Below are 19,503 nucleotides of genomic sequence, written 5' to 3' on the forward strand. Positions count from 1 at the left end.
CGCTGCCCATGACCAGTTTTTCGCCTCAAACCTACGCTGCCAGCCCGCCAGCCGACCAGGCCCAGGGTTTGCGCCAGATGTTCGCCTCGCGCGTGCTGCGTTTCGTGCCCGTGGTGGCCAACCCGGGCGCAGTGTGTGGCGGGGTGGTGCTGGAGCGCCTGTGCGCTGCCTACGCCAGCTTTGGCCTGCACACTTTGGTGGTGGACGCCGGTGACCAGGCCCGAGCGCCCAGCGAATTGGCTGAATTTGATTTGAGCGAAGGCATCGAACCTTTGTCCAAGCAGGTGAGCTACCTGGCCGCCCGCGGCCTGCCGCTGCGGCATGCCGATGCACGAGGTTCTTGTGCCAGCTTGCTGCATGCCCTGGCCGATGCTGCACCGCAATGCGATGCGGTGCTGGTGCATGCCTCGGCCAGCGAACTGGTGCGCATCTTTGGCGAGCGTGCACGGCACGGCAACCTGCGGCCACTGGTCTTCACCAACGACGTGGCCGAAGGTCTCAAGCAGGCCTACGCCGCCGTCAAGATCATGAGCCAGCGGGGCCCGTGGTTGGCCTACGACCTGCTGGTGTGTGCACACCCCCACTCGGACCAGGCCGATGCCGTGGCCGAACGCCTGGGCCAGTGCGCGGACAACTTCCTCGGTGCTGCGCAACGTGACTGGCTGCGCATCAATCCCCACGAGCCGGCCAGCCAAGACCCCAGCCCTCGGTTCATGGAACTGGCCGCCGGACTTTTGCAGTGTGCCTTGCCGCTCACCTTGGGCGATGCCGCATTCGACCATTTGGTCTCACCAGGGTCTGCCTTGCCGTCGCGCATGGCCCCCGTACTCAATTGATGTTCATGGAGCAGCGCATGTACACCGCCAAAGGCCGCCTCGATATGGACGCCCAGCTCAAGCAATACAGCTCGCTGGTGCGACGTCTGGCTCACCAGATGATTGCCAAGTTGCCGGCCAACGTCGAGATCGATGACCTGATCCAGGTTGGCATGATCGGCCTGAGCGACGCCTTGACCCGCTTCGACGCAGGGCAGGGCGTGCAGTTCGAAACCTTCGCCACCCAGCGCATCCGCGGCGCCATGCTCGACGAGCTGCGCGGCGCCGATTGGATGAGCCGCGGCACCCGCAAGCAGCAGCGCGACATCGAAGGTGCCGTGCACCGGCTGGAGCAGCGCCTGGGCCGCGCGCCGCAGGAAAGCGAAATCGCCAAGGAAATGGACATGTCCCTGGCCGACTACCAGGAGATGCTGGGCAAGGTGCGTGGCACCCAACTCATCCACCTGGAAGACATGAGCGGCGAGGATGGCGACAACGACTACCTCGACCGCCATGTGACTGACGAAGGCAACGACCCCCTGGCCCTGCTCGCGGACCACCGCATGCGCTCCGCCCTGGTCGAGGCCATCAAGAATCTGCCGGAACGCGAGCAGTTCGTGATGAGCATGTACTACGAGCAGGACATGAACCTCAAGGAAATCGCCGCCGTGCTGGGCGTGACCGAATCGCGGGTCTGCCAATTGCACAGCCAGTCCATCGCCCGTCTGAGGGTCAAACTGAGAGAGTGGTGATCACGTGTGGGGTTTCAAGCGCAAGGACCAGGTTGCAGCGCCGGCAACTTCGTCTGCATTGACTGATTCGGCGCAGAAATCTCACTCTGATGTGCACATGCTGGCGCAAAAGCTCCAGCAAGACACTGATGGTCTTGGCCATGAAGCCGCCGAACTGCGGGGCACGCTGGAGGATTCCTCCGCCGTGGCTTTGCAACAGGAAGAAGGCTTCACCGTGCTGGCCGGCCAGTTGAAAGACATCGGCCAGGCCCAGCACCGCATCCAGGGCACCAGCCACCAGAGCTTGGCCTCCGTGGCGCAAGCCCGCCAAAGCGTGGAACACGTGGGTCACGAGGTGTCCCAGGTGGTCGACACGCTCAAGCAGGTGGCCTCGGCCGCGCGCGACATCACCCAGGTGGCTTTGCAAACCCGGCTGGTGGCGTTCAACGCCTCGGTCGAAGCCAAGCGCGCGGGCGAAGCAGGACGGGGGTTCTCCGTGGTGGCCGATGCGGTCAAGGACTTGGCCACGCAGGTGGAAGCCACCTCGAAAACCATCATGAGCACAGTCAGCCAACTGGACGACCGCATCCAGGCCTTGTCGCGCGAGTTGCTGTCGCGGGATGAGGTTGCCACATCGGGTGATGGCCGCACCCAGCGTGTCACGTTTCACCAGGCCTTGACGCAAGTCGAGACAGGCGTGTTGCACATCACTGAAGCCGCGGATCAAAGCCGTGGCCTGTCGGATGGTGTGAACCAGCAGGTGTCGCAAATGGGCGCGCAAATCAAGCGCACGCACACGGCGCTGAACACCGCGATGAAGCGCAGCGAAGCCGTGCTGGGCGTGTCCGAGCGCTTGATGGAGTTGATCGCGGGCAGCGGGGTCCGCACAGCCGATACACCGTACATCGAACTGGCCCAAAGCGTGGCTGGCCAGATTGCCCACGTCTTGGAGTCGGCCGTGTCCAACGGCAAGATCAGCCTGGCCGACCTGTTCGACGAGCACTACCGCCCCATCCAGGGCAGCCAGCCGCAGCAGCATCAAACCAAATTCAACGCGGTCACCGATGCCAGCTTCCCGGTTATCCAGGAAGCCGCGCTGACGGCCTTGCCAGAGATCGTGTTTTGCATCTCGGCCGACCGCAACGGCTACATCTCCACCCACAACAAGAAGTACTGCCAGCCGCAGCGGGCGGGCGATGTGGTGTGGAACACGGCCAACTCGCGCTGGCGCCGCGTTTTCAACGACCGCACCGGCCTGGCCTCGGCCCGCAACCAGCGCCCCTTCCTGTTGCAGACCTACCGGCGCGACATGGGCGGCGGCCACTTCGTGCTGTTGAAAGAGGCCTCTGCGCCCATCATCGTGCAAGGCCGCCATTGGGGCGGGCTGCGTCTGGCCTACAAGTTCTGAGCGATTTCTAAAGTATTCGGACTTTTGGCCGAAATACAGTGACATCCCATCAAGCTACACCATGAGCCAAGACACCTCCCGTTCTGTCTGGAAGATCCAAGCGCAGGACTTTGTCGTGCTGTCGGCCATTGCCGCGACGCTGCTTGGTGCTGTGGTGTATGGCGGCGTTTACGGCGGCGTGAGCCTGGCCCTGGCCATCGGTGTGCCGATCATGATCGCGGCTTTGCTGGTGACCACCAGTTCGCGTGGCGGTCCGCTCAGTCAATGGCTTTTGCCCGCGCTGGGGATGGGCATGGTCGGCTTGATGATCCACGTGGCGCGTGGCCACAACGAGGCGCACTTCGCCGTCTTCGCATTCATGGCCTGCCTGGTCACCTACCGCAAAGCGGTGCCCATCCTGGTGGGGGCCACCACGATCGCGGTGCACCACGTCTTGTTCAACCAACTTCAAACCTGGGCTTGGGGCCCTCTCTGTTTTACCGAGCCAGGCTTTGGCAAAGTGGTAGAGCATGCGCTGTATGTCGTGGCTGAAGCGGCGGTGCTTTTGTTCTTGGCCGCCCAGGCCCGCAAAGACTTTGCCACCGCCCAGGAACTGATGTCCATCGTGGACCGTTTGCGCGCGGACGATGGCAGCGTGGACTTGTCGGTGGCCGATACCCGGTCTGACGACTGGCGCACCATGCGACTGCTGGACGCCCTGCGCCACATCGCCCAGTCGATCAACCAGGTGCGCCAGGCAGCTGAATCCGTGCGTGTGGCCTCCGGTGAGATATCTGCAGGCAACCAGTCGCTGAGCCAGCGCACCGAGCAGGCGGCCGCGAGCATCGAAGAAACCGCGGCCTCGGTAGAGATGATCGTCAGCTCCATCAAGTCCACCTCGACCAACGCGCAGCAAGCCAATCAGCTGGCGGGCACCGCATCCCAATTCGCATTGGCGGGCGGCGAGTCGGTGAGCCGCGTGGTCACCACCATGAGTGACATCCAGCAATCCAGCCGCAAGATCACCGACATCATTGGCGTGATCGATGGCATTGCCTTCCAAACCAACATCCTGGCGCTGAACGCGGCGGTGGAAGCCGCCCGGGCTGGCGAGCAAGGCCGCGGCTTCGCGGTGGTGGCCTCAGAGGTGCGCATGCTGGCGCAACGCAGCGCTGAAGCCGCCAAGGAAATCAAGCAATTGATTGGCAGCAGCGTGGACCAGGTCGAGGCCGGCTCGACGCAAGTCGACAGCGCGGGCCAGACCATGGGCGAGCTGGTGGGCCAGGTGCGCCGCGTGACGGAACTGGTGGGCTTGATCGCGGTCTCCAGCTCGGAACAGAACGACGGCATTGGCCAGATCAACCAAGCCATTGGCCGCATGGACCAAGCCACGCAACACAACGCCGCCTTGGTGGAACAAACAGCCGCTGCCGCCGAGAGCCTGAGCCGCCAGGCCGACGAGCTGTCGCACGCAATGGATGTGTTCCGCGTGCCTGTGTCGCTTCAGCGCTGAGCGTTCCTCAGCCTGGGTCAGCCAATGCGGCCCAACAGCAGGTACTCCATCAGCACCTTCTGCACGTGAAGCCGGTTCTCGGCCTCATCCCACACCACTGACTGCGGGCCGTCGATCACCTCGGCGGCCACTTCCTCGCCGCGGTGGGCGGGCAGGCAGTGCATGAACAGGGCATCGGGCTGGGCCACGCCCATCATCTCTTCGTCCACACACCAGTCGGCAAAGGCCAGGCGGCGCTCTTCGTTCTCGGCCTCGAATCCCATGCTGGTCCACACATCGGTGGTGACCAGCGAAGCACCTCGGCAGGCGTCCATCGGGTCCTTGAAGACCTTGTAGCAGGCCGTGTTGTTGATGCCGGCCACCACTGGGTCGATCTCATAGCCGCTGGGGGTGCTCACGTGCACCGTGAAGCCCAGGATCTCGGCTGCCTGCAGCCAAGTGTTGGCCATGTTGTTGCCATCGCCCACCCAGGCCACCACCTTGCCCTGGATCGTGCCTCGGTGCTCGATGTAGGTGAAGATGTCGGCCAGGATCTGACAGGGGTGGTATTCGTTGGTCAGCCCGTTGATGACCGGGACGCGCGAGTTGGCCGCGAACTTCACCAGCTTGGACTGCTCGTAGGTGCGGATCATCACGATGTCAACCATGCGCGAGATGACCTTCGCGCTGTCCTCGATCGGCTCGCTGCGGCCCAACTGGCTACCGTCGGTGGTCAGGTGCACCACCGAGCCACCCATCTGGTACATGCCCGCTTCAAAGCTCACGCGGGTGCGCGTGGAGGCCTTCTCGAAGATCATGGCCAGCGTGCGGTCGGCCAGCGGCTGGTACTTCTCGTAGTTCTTGAAGCGGCGCTTGATCAGGCCCGCGCGCTCGAACAGGTAGGCGTATTCCTCGGCGCGGAGGTCCTTGAACTGCAGGTAGTGCTTGATCAGGCTGGATCCGGGTTTCATGCTCAGGCCGCGTTGGTTTCGTTCAGGAACTGTTTGACCAGGGGCACCAGCAAGGCCACGATCTGGTCGGCTTCTTCCGTGGTCAGGATCAGGGCGGGCAGCAGGCGGATCACCTTGTCGGCGGTCACGCTCAGCAGCAGGCCGGCTTCCATGGCCCGGCTCAGCAGCACGCCGCAAGGGCGGTCCAGTTCGATGCCGATCATCAGGCCCTGGCCGCGGATCTCGGCCACGCCTTTCAGCTCGCCCAACTCGCGCGTCAGTGCGGACCTGAGGTGAGCGCCCACGCGGTCGGCATTGGCCAGCAGGCCATCTTCTTCCATGATCTTGAAGGTCTCGACCCCGGCGCGCATGGCCAGCGGGTTGCCGCCAAAGGTGGTGCCGTGGTTGCCTGGCTGCAGCACATTGGCTGCCTTGGGGCCGCACACCACCGCGCCGATCGGCACGCCCGAGCCCAAGCCCTTGGCCAGCGGCATCACGTCAGGCTGGATGCCGGCCCATTGGTGCGCGAACCACTTGCCGGTGCGGCCAATGCCGCATTGCACTTCGTCCAGCATGAGCAACCAGCCACGCTCGTCGCACAGCTTGCGCACGGCCTGCAGGTAGTCGTTGCGGGCGGGGTTCACGCCGCCTTCGCCCTGGATCACTTCCAGGAACACCGCCACCACATTGGGGTGGGTCTCGGCCACTTCGTTCAACGCGGCGACATCGTTCAGCGGCACGCGCACAAAGCCTTCGACCAGGGGCTCAAAGCCAGCCCAGACCTTGGGATTGCCCGTGGCCGACAGTGTGGCGATCGAGCGGCCATGGAAGGCCTTCTCATAAACGATCACTTCAGGCTTGTCGATGCCCTTTTCATGGCCGAACTTGCGCGCGATCTTGAGCGCGGCTTCGTTGGCCTCCAGGCCAGAGTTGCAGAAGAACACATTGGTCAGGCCCGAGCGCTCGACCAGCAGGCGCGCCAATTCTTCTTGCAGTGGTACCTGGTAGTAGTTGCAGCTGTGGATCAGCTTGGTGAGCTGGTCTTGCAGTGCGGGCACCAGCTTGGCGTGGTTGTGGCCCAGCGTGTTCACGGCGATGCCAGCCAGCGCGTCCAGGTACTCGCGGCCATCGGTGTCCCAGACTCGGACGCCCTGGCCGTGCGACAAGGCAATGGGCAGGCGTCCATAAGTGGGCATCACGTGGGGCATCGTCACAGGGGCGTTCATGGCTTGGTTTCTCGCAAAAAAGAAAAAGCGCAGTGGCAATACCGCGCTACGGGCATTCTAAGGAAAAGGCGCGGCTTCGGCGCGCCCTCGGGAGCGTTGTGTTTGCGCCCCCCGATGCACGGGGTTACTGGCATCAATGTTGCGACGCACCAGTCTTGTGATCGACAATGTGGGGCTGTTGCCGATGGATACCACCCTTGAAGTCGCGACCTCTCTTTGCAGCACGCCGGCAAAACCGGCCGCCATCGAAAGCCCCAACGTGTCATTGACTCCCCCCCGAAGTTCCAAACCTCGCGAGGTTTTCATCCAGGGCCTGACCAAATCAGGCAAGACTTTTCGGCCCAGCGATTGGGCCGAGCGCCTGGCGGGGGCCATGTCATCTTTCAGGCCCGGGGCGGCCCACATGGGCCGTTCAGCCCACATTGGTTATTCACCCTATTGCGTGCCGACATCGATTGGCGACGTCAAATGTGTGATCGTCAACGAAGCCTTGCGTGACCTGGAGCCCATGGCCTGGGACTTTGTGATGAACTTTGCCCGCGACAACGATTTGCAAGTGACGGATGCCTGTTCATTGCCTGGCAGGGAATGAACAGGCCGCCAAAAGCAAAAGGCCCGCTTGAAGCGGACCTTTTTTGCGGGCTTTTTTGCAGACCTTTGACAACCGAGGCCGAAGCCCGGTTGGCTGATCTGTGGATCAGGCAGCGGTAGCCAGGGCTTTGACCTTGGCCGACAGGCGGCTCTTGTGGCGAGCAGCCTTGTTCTTGTGGAACAGACCCTTGTCGGCGATCGAATCGATCACGCTTTGGGCGGTCTTGAAAGCGTCAGAGGCCTGGGCCTTGTCGCCAGCCTTGACAGCCTTGAGCACGCCCTTGATGGCGGTGCGGAACTTCGAACGCAGGGCCGAATTGGCGGCGTTCAGGCGGACGTCTTGACGAACGCGCTTGCGGCCAGAGGCAATGCGGACGGTCTTTTTGGGCTTCGATGCTGATGGCATGATTTTTAATGGGCCTTGCGGATGCCTGGTCAAACCTCGGGTTTTGCAACCCTGGCGGCCAATTCGCACCCCACAAAGCCGATGTTGGTGGAAAAGCCGACGATTATAACGTCCCCGAAAGCTTTTGCCTAGGCCGGGCGCGCGCTTCCTATAATCCCGGCGATGAGTTTGCTGAAATCCGCGTCCATCGTCTCCCTGCTGACCCTGGCATCACGCATCACCGGCCTCGTCCGCGAACTGCTGATTGCCGCCGCCTTCGGGGCCAGCGCCACCACCGACGCCTTCAATGTCGCTTTCCGCATCCCGAATCTGCTGCGCCGCCTTTTCGCCGAAGGGGCCTTTTCGCAAGCCTTCGTGCCCATCCTGTCCGAAAGCCGCACCCGTCAGGGCGATGAAGGCACCCGCCTGCTCATCAACGCCGTGGCCACGGTCCTGTTCTGGACTTTGCTGGTGGTGAGCGTGCTGGGCGTGGTGGGGGCACCGGTCTTGGTGTGGTTGATGGCCTCTGGACTGCGCGAGAGCGGCGGGTTCGACGCAGCGGTGGTGATGACGCGCTGGATGTTTCCTTACATCGGCTTCATGTCCTTGGTGGCGCTGAGCGCGGGCATCCTCAACACCTGGGGGCGTTTCGCGGTGCCGGCCGCCACCCCGGTATTGCTCAACCTGTCGGTGATCGCCGCGGCGTGGTTCGCGGCGCCTGTGTTTCGGGCCCATGGCCTGGACCCGGTGTTGGCGCTGGCCGTGGGCGTGATGGTGGGGGGCGTGGCGCAGCTGGGCATCCAGATCCCCGCACTGGTTCGGATCAAATCGTTGCCCAGCATTGGCGTTTCGTGGTCGGGCATCAAAGCGGCGTGGCATCACCAGGGCGTGCGGCGCATCCTGCGCCAAATGGGGCCGGCGGTGCTGGGTGTGTCTGTGGCGCAGTTGTCCTTGCTGGTCAACACGCAGATCGCATCGCATCTGCAGGCCGGCTCAGTCTCGTGGCTGACTTACGCCGACCGCCTGATGGAGTTCCCGACCGCCATGCTGGGCGTGGCCCTGGGCGTGGTGCTGTTGCCGCAGCTGTCCAAGGCGCAAGCCAGTGGTGACAAGACCGAGTTTTCCAACTTGCTGGATTGGGGCTTGCGCCTCGTGGTCTTGCTGGCGCTGCCTTGCGCCGTGGCCTTGTTGTTGTTTGCCGAGCCGCTGGTGTCCGTGCTGTACCACTATGGCCGTTTCAGCCCGACCGATGTGCGCCAGACGGTGCTGGCCCTGAGTGGCTATGGCGTGGGGCTGATGGGCCTGGTCGGCATCAAGATCTTGGCGCCCGGCTTTTACGCGACGCAGGATATCCGCACGCCAGTGCGCATCGGCATCACGGTGCTGGTTTTCACGCAGTTGCTCAACCTGGTGTTCGTGCCTTGGCTGGGCCATGCCGGCCTGGCCTTGTCGATTGGTGTGGCCTCGCTGATCAATGCCACCTGGTTGCTGATTGGCTTGCGGCGCGCGGGGCGGTATCAGCCTTCGCCGGGATGGGTGTTGTTCGCGCTGCGCGTGGTGCTGGCGTCTGGCTTGTTGGGCGTGTTGCTGTGGTTCGCGGCGCACCGCATTGACTGGCTGGGCTTGCATGGTCAGCCGCTCCTGCGTGTGGGGCTGATGGCCGGCTGTCTGGCGGCGGCGGGGGTGCTTTACTTTGGCACTTTGCTGCTGTCGGGCATGAACCTGCGCCAGGCCATCAAGCGTTAGTTTTCTTGGTCTGCCGGTTCGCAGGGGTTGTGGGTTTTTGCAGGCGGCGCAGGGCGCGGGCTGGGCGGGCATCCGGCAGGGCTTCATGTTGGTGGTCCCGCTTTTCAAGCGAGACGCCCTTGCGGTGCTCGCGCCGAGGTGGTGTCGCCGAAACTCACTGCGCGCCCTTCAGGCGCTTCGTTCAAACATCGGCGACAAGCCAGATGACGATGCGCGCTTCGCGCGCCCACCTCGCCACTCCGCTCCTCAGCACCAACAAGGCGCCCCGCCGGATGCCCGCCCAGCCCTTTTTCGCCCTGCTGGTGGCATGTCAAGGCCCCGTTCATGCCACGCCGCTGGCGAGGCGATGAGGGATGGGGCGAGCACCACAGAGCAGTCCGCCGCGCAGCGGTGGACTGCCACCATAGGAGCCCTGCCAGCCACCGCCTCATCCCCGCCTCGCGCTTTTTGATGAAAAGCACCATAGGCGGCACGCTCAGCACTCAGAGCGAACGTGCCAAGTCCACCGCTTGTTCAACCCGGTCCACGGCGTGAATGGTCAAGCCCTCAATCGGCTTCTTGGGCGCATTGGCCTTGGGCACCACCGCGATTGAAAACCCCAGCTTGGCCGCTTCCTTCAAGCGCTCCTGGCCACGCGGCGCAGGCCGGATCTCACCGGCCAGGCCCACCTCGCCAAACGCAAAAAACCCCTTGGGCAAAGGCTTGCCGCGCAGGCTGCTTTGAATCGCCAGCAACACGGCCAAGTCGGCCGCTGGCTCGCTGATGCGCACGCCTCCCACCGCGTTCACAAACACGTCCTGGTCAAAGCAGGCCATGCCGGCGTGGCGGTGCAGCACCGCCAGCAACATCGCCAGGCGATCGCGCTCCAGGCCCACACTCAGGCGGCGCGGGCTGGGGCCACCGGAATCGACCAGTGCCTGGATTTCAACCAGCAGCGGGCGCGTGCCTTCCAGCGTCACCATCACCACCGAGCCGGGCACCGGCTCATCGTGCGTGGACAGGAAGATGGCGCTGGGGTTGCTCACGCCCTTCAAACCCTTGTCGGTCATCGCGAAGACGCCGATCTCGTTCACGGCCCCGAAGCGGTTCTTGATGGCGCGCACCAGGCGGAAGCTGCTGTGGGTTTCGCCTTCAAAGTACAAAACGGTGTCGACGATGTGTTCCAGCACGCGTGGCCCGGCCAAGGCGCCTTCCTTGGTCACATGCCCCACCAGCACCATGGTGCAACCGCTGGACTTGGCCACGCGGGTGAGGTGGGCGGCGCATTCACGCACCTGAGCCACCGAACCCGGTGCCGAAGTCAGCTGGTCCGAATAGATGGTCTGGATCGAGTCGATCACGCAGAAGGACGGTTGCTCGGCCTCCAAGGTGGCGATGATGTTCTCCAGCTGGATCTCGGCCTGCACCCGCACCTTCGAGCCATCCAGGCCCAGCCGCTGCGCGCGAAGCGCAACCTGAGCACCGCTTTCCTCACCCGTCACGTACAGCACCGGCATCTGGCGCGACAGGGCGTCCAGCGCCTGCAGCAGCAGGGTCGATTTGCCGATGCCCGGATCGCCGCCAATCAGGATCACGCCCCCGGTGACGATGCCGCCACCCAGCACCCGGTCCAGCTCTTCCAGGCCGGTCGGGGTGCGGGCAATGTCGGCCGCTTCGATGTGGGACAAGGTCGCCACCGGCTGCGGCGCGTTCAGCCCCCGCGTCAGGGCCTGCATGCGGTTCTTGGCCGGGCCCGTGTCCGCGCGGGTCTCTTCCAGCGTGTTCCAGGCATTGCAGTGGGGGCACTTGCCCAGCCATTTGGGGCTGGTGCCGCCGCACTCGGAGCAGGTGAAGATCGTTTTGTCTTTGGCCATGAAAGGTCGTCGTTCAGGCGATCTCGTCGCCGTCCTTCTGGTTGTCCTGGATGGCCTTGAATTTGCGGTCCAGTTCCTGGCGCAACTGGCGGCGCAACAGGGCGGATTCGAAGCGGCGTTTTTCCTCGGCCGTGGTGGGCTCCAGCGGCGTCACGGGTTTGGGGCGGTTGTTGTCGTCCACCGCGACCATGGTGAAGAAGCAGCTGTTGGCATGGCGCACCACTTGGGTGCGGATGTTTTCGGCGATCACCTTGACGCCGATCTCCATGGAGGAGTTGCCGGTGAAGTTGACCGACGCCAGGAAGGTCACCAGCTCGCCCACGTGGATGGGCTGGCGGAAGGTCACGCGGTCAACCGACAAGGTCAGCACATAGCAGCCGGCATAGCGGCTGGCACAGGCATAAGCCACCTGATCGAGCAGCTTGAGGATGGTGCCGCCATGCACGTTGCCGGAAAAGTTGGCCATGTCGGGCGTCATGAGCAAGGTCATGCGCAACTGGTGGCGGTGGTGGTCGATGTCCATGCTTGATTCTGGTGCAAAACTCATTGAGGGCCGGGCAAAAGGGAAAACTGCATGCAAGTGCTGTGCCGATTTGGTGCGTTACACCGCGCTGACTGGAACCCGCTGTGAAAGCGCGCACATCAATTCATAGCCGACGGTGCCGCAATGCCGGGCCACTTCGTCGATTGACAATTCGGTCGCGTGACCGTCGAGCTGAGGGCCATGGCCCCACAAGGTCGCCTCGCTGCCCACCCGGGCCTGGGGCGCCGCGCTGAGGTCCACCGTGACCATGTCCATGGACACGCGCCCGATCAAGGGCACGCGCGCACCATCGACCATCAAGGGTGTGCCATCGGGTGCGTGGCGAGGGTAGCCATCGGCATAACCACAAGCGACCACGCCCAGGCGCATGTCGCGGTCGGCGACGAAGCGGCTGCCATAGCCCACGGTGTCGCCAGCTTTCAGATGCTGGATGGCAATGAGCTGCGACTTCAAGGTCATGGTGGCCTGCAAGCCCCAATGGGCGGCGTCGTGTTCAGGGTAATCGGGCGAGGAGCCGTACAGCATGATGCCCGGGCGGACCCAGTCGCCCCGCACCTTCGCATCCTGCGCGTGTCGCAAGGTACCGGCGCTGTTGCACAGGCTGCGCTCACCGCTCAGGTCTGCGCAGGTGGTGAAGAACAACGCGGCCTGCTGACTGATGCCCCGCGGCCCGTCCGCGTCCGAGAAGTGCGTCATCAAGGACACCTCGTCGACCTGTGGCAAGGCCGACAGACGGGCCCAGGCGCTGCGAAAGGCGGGTGGCGTGAAACCCAATCGGTTCATGCCGGTGTTCATCTTCAGGAAGACGCGGTGTGGCCACTCGGTCTTGTGCTGGGCCAGCCAATCAATCTGCTCATCGCAGTGCACCACGTGCCACAGGCCCAGGCGCGAACACCATTCCAGGTCGCGTGCCTCGAACACGCCCTCCAGCAACAGGATGGGGCCGCGCCAATCCAGTTTGCGCAGGCGCTGCGCCTCGGCGATGTCGAGCAGGGCAAAGCCGTCGGCGGCGCGAAGGCCTTCAAAGGCGCGCTCGATGCCGTGACCGTAGGCATTGGCTTTGACCACAGCCCACACCCGCGCGTCTGGCGCGCAGTCGCGCGCACGCTGCAAGTTGTGGTGGAGGGCATCCACGTGGATGAGGGCTTCTAAGGGACGGGGCATGAGGGGATTGTGCCAGTGGCCATGCTATAAACCGCGGCTTGGCCTGCCGCTTTACCGATGTCTGGTGGGTGGAGAAGGTCCAACATCACACGCATGAAGACAGTGACTGCCCGCTTATGAAAAAAGGCTTTTTCACCATCATGGCGGCGCAGTTCTTCAGCTCGCTCGCCGACAACGCCTTGTTTGTGGCCGCGGTGGAATTGCTGAAAAGTTCGGGTGCTCCTGATTGGCAGCCTGCGGCGCTGGTGCCCATGTTCGCCTTGTTCTACGTGGTGCTGGCGCCCTTTGTCGGCGCCTTTGCCGACGCGGTGCCCAAAGGCCGGGTCATGTTCTTTTCCAACAGCGTCAAGGTGGTCGGTTGCCTGATGATGCTGTTCGGTAGCCACCCCCTGATCGCTTATGCGGTGGTGGGACTGGGCGCCGCTGCTTACTCGCCAGCCAAGTACGGCATCCTGACCGAGTTGCTGCCGCCTTCACAGTTGGTCAAGGCCAATGGCTGGATCGAGGGCTTGACGATCACCTCCATCATCCTGGGTGTGGTGCTGGGCGGTCAGTTGATGGGCGAGGTCGTGTCGCCGCACCTGCTGGCTTTCGATTTGCCTTTGATCAACACCGGCGTGGACACACCACCCGAGGCGGCCATCGCCACCATGATCCTGTTGTACGTGCTGGCGGCCTTGTTCAACTTGCGCATTCCACGCACTGAAACGCCTCTGCAGCCGTTGCCTGTTCATTTGTGGTCATTGGTGGGCGATTTCTTTGATTGCAACCGCCGCCTGTGGAAAGACAAGCTGGGCCAGATCTCCCTGGGCACGACCACCTTGTTCTGGGGTGTCTCCGGCAATCTGCGTTACATCGTGTTGGCGTGGGCGGGCGTGGCTCTGAGCTATGACACCACGAAGGCGTCGGCCCTGGTGGGCGTGGTGGCGGTGGGCACGGCGGTGGGCGCGGTGTTGGCCTCGGCCAAGATGCGCCTGGACCAGGCCACGCGGGTGATCCCCCTGGGCGTGGCCATGGGTGTGTTGGTGCTGGGCATGAACATGATCCGCGACATCGGCATTGCCATCCCTTTCCTGATCATCCTGGGTGGCCTGGGCGGCTTTTTGGTGGTGCCCATGAATGCCTTGCTGCAGCACCGGGGGCACAACCTGATGGGGTCGGGCCGGTCCATCGCGGTGCAGAACTTCAACGAGCAGGCGGCCATCCTGGTGATGGGCGCCATGTACAGCGGGCTCACCAAGTCCGGCCTGTCGGCCTATGGCGCGATCACGGCGTTTGGCCTGGTGGTGGCGGCCTCGATGATGGGCATCTGGTTCTGGCACCGCAGCAACACCGTCCACCACCGCGATGAGGTCGAACGCCTGTTGGCCGTAGCCCGCAGCGACTGCCACTGAGTCACCACTGCTCACACAAGCGCAACATAGCTTTACGCAAGCCTGTCATCGGCGGGATTAAGCTGGCCGTTGTAGAGCCATGACGGAAAACGTGCCGCTTGTTCATCCAGGGCCGCCGTCATGACAAGGAGACCCAGCATGAATGCTCGCCAAATTTTTTCTCGACCCAAAATCTTGGTTGCCACCGCCTTGGTGGCCGTGGCCGGTGTGGCCAACGCAGGCGGTGTGTCCTGGTCGGTGGGGGTGAATGCGCCCCTCATCGCAGGACCAGGCCATGTGAATGCCGTGGTGTCGAATGGCGGCGGCTATTACTATCCACCGCAACCGGTGTATGTGCAGCCTCGCCGGATGGTGGTGGTGCCTCAGCCCTATTACGGTGTGCAGCCGGTGGTCTACCAGGTGCCCCCGCGCTTTTACCCTGACCGAGGCTGGCATGGCCGCTGGCACCGCCATGGTCGTGCTGAGGCCTATGCCAATGGCTACCGCCAGGGCTATGAGCGCGGGTACGACCGTGGCAATGACGACGACGACCGCCGTGGCGGCGGTTGGGGCCACCGAGACCGTTGATCGGACTCAGGCAGGCTGGGGTTTGGCGGTCAGCGGCGTCGGCTGCTGCTGCCACCCAGCAGTGAGCCCAGCACGCCGCGGATGATTTCGCGGCCGACCGATGACCCGATGGTGCGCGCGGCCGACTTGGCCACGGTTTCCAGCACGGAATCCTTGCGCCCACTGCCCTTGAGCAGTCCCCCCGCCAAGTCACCCAGCCAGGACCCGCCGGCATCGGGTGCGGTTTGGCTGTTGGTGGTGCTGCCTTTGCCTGGCACGGCGGCTTCCGATTCTTCGCGGGTGGGGGCGCTGGCGGCGCGGCCCTTGAGCTTCTCGTAAGCCGAGTCGCGGTCCACCACTTTCTCGTACACGCCTGCGACCAACGACGTGGTCAGCAAGGTTTTGCGCTGGTCGGGGGTGATCGGGCCAATCTGGCTGCCCGGCGGCAACACGAACACGCGTTGCGTGATGCCGGGTCGTCCCTTGTCGTCCAGGCAACTGATCAAGGCCTCGCCCACGGCCAGTTCGGTGATGGCCGTGCCAATGTCCAGGCCGGGGTTGGCGCGCATGGTTTCCGCCGCCGATTTGACCGCTTTCTGATCGCGGGGCGTGAAGGCGCGCAGGGCATGTTGCACGCGGTTGCCCAACTGGCCCAAAACCGTTTCGGGCACGTCCAGCGGATTTTGAGTGACGAAATAAACCCCCACCCCTTTGGACCGCACCAAGCGAACCACGAGCTCGATGCGCTCGATCAAGGCTTTGGGCGCGTCGGTGAACAGCAGGTGGGCCTCGTCAAAGAAGAACACCAGCTTGGGCTTGTCCAGGTCGCCCACCTCTGGCAGCGATTCGAACAATTCCGACAGCATCCACAACAGGAAGGTGGCGTACAAGCGCGGCGCGTTCATCAGCTTGTCGGCGGCGAGGATATTGACGACGCCCTGCCCATCGACCGTCTGCATGAAATCGTGGATGTCGAGCATGGGCTCGCCAAAGAACTGGTCGCCGCCTTGTTCTTCCACCTGCATCAGGCCGCGCTGGATGGCGCCCACGCTGGCCGGGCTGATGTTGCCGTACTCGGTGGTGAACTGGCTCGCGTTGTCTCCCACGTGCTGCAGCATGGCGCGCAGGTCTTTCAGGTCGAGCAACAACAGGCCGTTGTCATCGGCGATCTTGAACACCAGCTGCAGCACGCCTTGCTGTGTGTCGTTCAGGTTCAGCATGCGCGACAGCAGCAGCGGGCCCATGTCGGACACGGTGGCGCGCACCGGATGGCCTTGCGTGCCGAACACATCCCACAAGGCGGTGGGGCAGGCGATTGGGGCAGGTGCCTCGATGCCGCGTTCTTTCAGGATGGCGGCTAATTTGGGGCTGAGCGTGCCTGCCTGGGAAATGCCGGTCAGGTCGCCCTTGATGTCGGCCATGAAGACTGGCACACCCAGTTTCGAGAAATTTTCGGCCAGATTTTGCAGGGTGATCGTCTTGCCCGTGCCCGTGGCGCCGGTGATCAGGCCGTGCCGATTGGCCAGCTCCGGCAGCAGGTGGCATTCGGTGTCGCCGTGGCGGGCGATCAGAATTGGGTCGGCCATGAACGGGCTCCTGAGGGCAAAGGTAAAATTCTGGAAATCACGAGATCCCAGTATCTCTGCAAATCATGTTCGCGCCCCTGACCAATGTGGTGCGCGATGCGCCGTTTTGCGGCGAAAAACAGCTTGGAGCACACACACCATGGCCGGACATTCCAAATGGGCCAACATCCAGCACCGCAAGGGCCGCCAGGATGAGAAACGAGGCAAGGTCTGGACCCGGGTCATCCGCGAAATCATCGTCGCGGCCCGCCTGGGTGGCGGAGACCTGGACGTCAACCCACGCCTGCGCCTGGCGATTGAAAAAGCCAAGGCGGCCAACATGCCCGCTGACACCATCAAGCGCAACATCGACAAGGCCACCGGCAACCTTGAAGGCGTGCACTACGAAGAAGTGCGCTACGAGGGCTACGGCATTGGCGGTGCGGCCATCATCATCGACTGCATGACCGACAACCGCGTGCGCACGGTGGCCGAGGTCCGGCACATTTTTAGCAAGTACGGTGGCAACCTGGGCACGGAAGGCTCGGTCGCATTCCAGTTCAAACACTGCGGCCAGCTCATCTTCGCCCCGGGCACGAGCGAGGACAAAGTCATGGAAGTGGCACTGGAAGCTGGCGCCGACGACGTCATCACGCACGACGATGGTTCCATCGAAGTGCTGACGCCGCCGCTGGAGTTCGAGGCCATCAAGGCAGCCTTGACGAACGTGGGATTGACCCCCGAAGTGGCCGAAGTGACCATGCGTGCCGAAAACACGGTTGAACTGACCGGCGACGACGCCGCCCGCCAGCAGAAATTGCTGGACATGCTGGAAGACCTGGACGATGCCCAGGATGTGTTCCACAACGCTGAATTGAACTGAAGAATCGACGGACTGTATGAATATTCTTGTGATCGGCTCGGGTGGACGCGAACATGCCCTGGCCTGGAAACTGGCCCAATCGCCCAAGGCCCAAAAGGTCTACGTGGCACCGGGCAATGGCGGCACCGCCCGCAGTCCGCACCTGGTCAACATCGACATCACCGACGTCAAGGCCCTGGCCGATTTCGCTGAATCCGAAAAAATCAACCTGACCGTGGTGGGCCCAGAAGCCCCCTTGGCGGCGGGCGTGGTGGACGAGTTCCGCGCGCGTGGTTTGCGCATCTTCGGCCCCACCAAGGCGGCCGCGCAGCTGGAAAGCTCCAAGGCCTTCGCCAAGGATTTCATGAAGCGCCACGGCATCCCCACGGCCTTCTACGAAACCTTCACCGATGCCACGGCGGCGCACGCCTATGTGGACAAGCACGGCGCGCCCATCGTCGTCAAGGCCGATGGTCTGGCGGCAGGCAAGGGCGTGGTCGTGGCCATGACGCTGCAAGAGGCCCATGAAGCCATCGACTTCATGCTGCTGGACAACAAGCTGGGCGTCACGCACAACGCGGGTGGCGCCCGGGTCGTGATCGAAGAATTCCTGCAAGGCGAAGAGGCCAGCTTCATCGTGCTGGCCGACGGCAAGAACGTGGCCGTGCTGGCCACCAGCCAGGACCACAAGCGCCTGCTGGACGCCGATGAAGGCCCCAACACCGGCGGCATGGGTGCCTACTCGCCCGCGCCCGTGGTCACGCCCAATGTGCATGCCAAGGCCATGCAGGACATCATCCTGCCGACGCTGGCGGGCATGGGCAAGGATGGCATCCCCTTCACCGGTTTTCTGTACGCCGGCCTGATGATCGACGCGCAGGGCAACCCCAAGACGCTCGAGTTCAACTGCCGCATGGGCGACCCCGAGACCCAGCCCATCATGATGCGTTTGAAGAGCGACCTGGTGGACGTGTTTTTCAGCGCCACCGATGGCACGCTCGACCAGGTCGAGTTGCAATGGGACCGCCGCTTCGCGCTGGGCGTGGTCGTTGCCGCGGGTGGCTACCCCCTCAACCCGAAGAAGGGCGATGTCATCACCGGCTTGCCAGCGGACGCTGACGATGCCATGGTCTTCCATGCCGGGACCCAGGTGGTCGATGGCAAGGTGGTGACCAACGGTGGTCGCGTCTTGTGCGTGACCGCCTTGGGCGACTCGGCCAAGCTGGCGCAGCAACGCGCCTATGAGTACATGCTGGGCATCCAGTTCGATGGCATGCAGTTCCGCCACGACATTGGCTGGCGCGCCATCAACAAACCCCGCTGAGCCGATGATGGACACCGCCGCCGTACGCCAGTATCTGCTGGGCCTGCAAGACAGCATTGTCGCGGCCTTCGAGGCCGAGGACGGCACACCGTTCAAGCGCGATGCCTGGGTGCGCGAGCCCGGTGAGCGCTTGCAGGGCGATGGCTGCTCGCGTGTCATTGAAGAAGGCCTGGTGCTGGAGCGCGGTGGCTGCAATTTCTCGCACGTCAAAGGGCCGCAGTTGCCGCCTTCGGCCACGCAGCACCGGCCTGACCTGGCAGGCTGTCCCTTCGAGGCCATGGGCGTGTCGCTGGTCTTCCACCCGCGCAATCCTTATGCGCCTACGGTGCACATGAATGTGCGCATGTTGGCCGCGCACAAGCCGGATGGCGAGGTGGTGGCCTGGTTCGGCGGTGGCATGGACCTCACGCCGTATTACGGCTTTGAAGAAGACGCGCGCCACTTTCACCAGGTTTGCAAAGATGCGCTGCAACCGTTTGGCGACGACAAGCACCCGCGTTTCAAGAAGTGGTGCGATGAATACTTTTTCCTCAAACACCGCAACGAAGCCCGGGGTGTCGGCGGCATCTTCTACGATGATTTCTCGGAGTTGGGCTTCGAGCAAGGCTTCGCCATGACCCGTTCGGTCGGCGACGCGTTCGTGGAGTCTTACCTGCCGATCCTGAAGCGCCGCCGCGACACGCCCCATGGCGAAGTCGAGCGCGATTTCCAGGCCTTCCGCCGCGGCCGCTACGTTGAGTTCAACCTGGTGTGGGACCGTGGCACCCTGTTCGGCCTGCAATCGGGCGGCCGCACCGAAAGCATCCTCATGTCGATGCCCCCCATCGTGAAGTGGCGCTACGACTGGCACCCCGAGCCCGGCACGCCCGAGGCCCGTTTGTACACCGACTTCCTGCCCCCACGTGACTGGGTCTGAAGCCTCGGCGAC

At 63.5% G+C, this 19,503-nt stretch carries 18 protein-coding genes; 11 read left to right on the top strand and 7 right to left on the bottom strand.

Annotation, left to right across the window (positions count from 1 at the left end):
• Nucleotides 1-8: 8 nt before the first annotated feature.
• The 4 genes from LQ232_RS04145 to LQ232_RS23575 all read left to right on the top strand — a co-directional run bounded on the left by LQ232_RS04145 (nucleotide 9) and on the right by LQ232_RS23575 (nucleotide 4,446).
• On the top strand, nucleotides 9-836 hold the full coding sequence (locus LQ232_RS04145; RefSeq protein WP_230179108.1) for a flagellar biosynthesis protein: 828 nt from the start codon (nucleotides 9-11) through the stop codon (nucleotides 834-836).
• A 17-nt stretch (nucleotides 837-853) separates the two neighbouring features.
• Nucleotides 854-1,567 (top strand): RNA polymerase sigma factor FliA, encoded by a 714-nt coding sequence (locus tag LQ232_RS04150; protein WP_230179109.1) that lies wholly within the window; start codon nucleotides 854-856, stop codon nucleotides 1,565-1,567.
• Nucleotides 1,568-1,664: 97 nt separating this feature from the next.
• Nucleotides 1,665-2,954, top strand: coding sequence for a methyl-accepting chemotaxis protein (locus tag LQ232_RS04155; protein WP_230179110.1), 1,290 nt, complete (start codon nucleotides 1,665-1,667; stop codon nucleotides 2,952-2,954).
• Nucleotides 2,955-3,015: 61 nt separating this feature from the next.
• Complete coding sequence (locus tag LQ232_RS23575) at nucleotides 3,016-4,446, top strand: methyl-accepting chemotaxis protein (protein WP_305878482.1); 1,431 nt, start codon at nucleotides 3,016-3,018, stop codon at nucleotides 4,444-4,446.
• A 17-nt stretch (nucleotides 4,447-4,463) separates the two neighbouring features.
• On the opposite strand, the gene argF is transcribed toward LQ232_RS23575, so the two are convergent.
• A complete protein-coding gene (argF, locus tag LQ232_RS04165) occupies nucleotides 4,464-5,396 on the bottom strand; it encodes an ornithine carbamoyltransferase (protein WP_230179111.1) in 933 nt (310 codons plus the stop codon).
• 2 nt (nucleotides 5,397-5,398) lie between these two features.
• Nucleotides 5,399-6,601 carry an aspartate aminotransferase family protein gene (locus LQ232_RS04170; protein WP_230179112.1) on the bottom strand — a complete coding sequence of 401 codons (1,203 nt, stop codon included), beginning with the start codon at nucleotides 6,599-6,601 and terminating at the stop codon, nucleotides 5,399-5,401.
• A 265-nt stretch (nucleotides 6,602-6,866) separates the two neighbouring features.
• Between LQ232_RS04170 and LQ232_RS04175 the strand changes: the two genes are divergently transcribed.
• Nucleotides 6,867-7,193: a DUF3579 domain-containing protein gene (locus LQ232_RS04175; protein WP_371820135.1), complete on the top strand. Its 327-nt coding sequence runs from the start codon at nucleotides 6,867-6,869 to the stop codon at nucleotides 7,191-7,193.
• Nucleotides 7,194-7,298: 105 nt separating this feature from the next.
• On the opposite strand, the gene rpsT is transcribed toward LQ232_RS04175, so the two are convergent.
• A complete protein-coding gene (gene rpsT, locus LQ232_RS04180; protein ID WP_230179114.1) occupies nucleotides 7,299-7,598 on the bottom strand; it encodes a 30S ribosomal protein S20 in 300 nt (99 codons plus the stop codon).
• A 162-nt stretch (nucleotides 7,599-7,760) separates the two neighbouring features.
• Here rpsT and murJ point away from each other — a divergent pair, with 162 nt between their 5' ends.
• Nucleotides 7,761-9,323, top strand: coding sequence for a murein biosynthesis integral membrane protein MurJ (gene murJ / locus LQ232_RS04185; RefSeq protein WP_230179115.1), 1,563 nt, complete (start codon nucleotides 7,761-7,763; stop codon nucleotides 9,321-9,323).
• Nucleotides 9,324-9,805: 482 nt separating this feature from the next.
• Here murJ and radA read toward each other — a convergent pair whose 3' ends face one another.
• From radA to alr, 3 genes are all read right to left on the bottom strand, one after another.
• Nucleotides 9,806-11,176 (bottom strand): DNA repair protein RadA, encoded by a 1,371-nt coding sequence (gene radA, locus LQ232_RS04190; protein ID WP_230179116.1) that lies wholly within the window; start codon nucleotides 11,174-11,176, stop codon nucleotides 9,806-9,808.
• Nucleotides 11,177-11,189: 13 nt separating this feature from the next.
• Nucleotides 11,190-11,693: an acyl-CoA thioesterase gene (locus LQ232_RS04195; protein ID WP_230179727.1), complete on the bottom strand. Its 504-nt coding sequence runs from the start codon at nucleotides 11,691-11,693 to the stop codon at nucleotides 11,190-11,192.
• Between the two features lie 84 nt (nucleotides 11,694-11,777).
• Nucleotides 11,778-12,884, bottom strand: a complete 1,107-nt coding sequence (gene alr / locus LQ232_RS04200; protein WP_230179117.1) for an alanine racemase — start codon at nucleotides 12,882-12,884, stop codon at nucleotides 11,778-11,780.
• 116 nt (nucleotides 12,885-13,000) lie between these two features.
• Here alr and lplT point away from each other — a divergent pair, with 116 nt between their 5' ends.
• A complete protein-coding gene (gene lplT / locus LQ232_RS04205; protein WP_230179118.1) occupies nucleotides 13,001-14,278 on the top strand; it encodes a lysophospholipid transporter LplT in 1,278 nt (425 codons plus the stop codon).
• A gap of 138 nt (nucleotides 14,279-14,416) precedes the next feature.
• Nucleotides 14,417-14,845, top strand: coding sequence for a hypothetical protein (locus tag LQ232_RS04210; protein WP_230179119.1), 429 nt, complete (start codon nucleotides 14,417-14,419; stop codon nucleotides 14,843-14,845).
• A gap of 29 nt (nucleotides 14,846-14,874) precedes the next feature.
• On the opposite strand, the gene LQ232_RS04215 is transcribed toward LQ232_RS04210, so the two are convergent.
• Complete coding sequence (locus LQ232_RS04215) at nucleotides 14,875-16,410, bottom strand: helicase HerA-like domain-containing protein (protein ID WP_230179120.1); 1,536 nt, start codon at nucleotides 16,408-16,410, stop codon at nucleotides 14,875-14,877.
• 139 nt (nucleotides 16,411-16,549) lie between these two features.
• Between LQ232_RS04215 and LQ232_RS04220 the strand changes: the two genes are divergently transcribed.
• The 3 genes from LQ232_RS04220 to hemF are packed head-to-tail and all read left to right on the top strand — an operon-like array spanning nucleotide 16,550 to nucleotide 19,491.
• A complete protein-coding gene (locus LQ232_RS04220; protein WP_230179121.1) occupies nucleotides 16,550-17,272 on the top strand; it encodes a YebC/PmpR family DNA-binding transcriptional regulator in 723 nt (240 codons plus the stop codon).
• A gap of 16 nt (nucleotides 17,273-17,288) precedes the next feature.
• Nucleotides 17,289-18,575, top strand: a complete 1,287-nt coding sequence (gene purD / locus LQ232_RS04225; RefSeq protein ID WP_230179122.1) for a phosphoribosylamine--glycine ligase — start codon at nucleotides 17,289-17,291, stop codon at nucleotides 18,573-18,575.
• Between the two features lie 7 nt (nucleotides 18,576-18,582).
• Nucleotides 18,583-19,491, top strand: coding sequence for an oxygen-dependent coproporphyrinogen oxidase (gene hemF, locus LQ232_RS04230; protein ID WP_230179123.1), 909 nt, complete (start codon nucleotides 18,583-18,585; stop codon nucleotides 19,489-19,491).
• The last annotated feature ends 12 nt before the right edge of the window (nucleotides 19,492-19,503 follow it).

Source organism: Aquabacterium sp. CECT 9606, assembly GCF_918741295.1.
Classification (GTDB): Bacteria; Pseudomonadota; Gammaproteobacteria; order Burkholderiales; family Burkholderiaceae_C; genus Aquabacterium.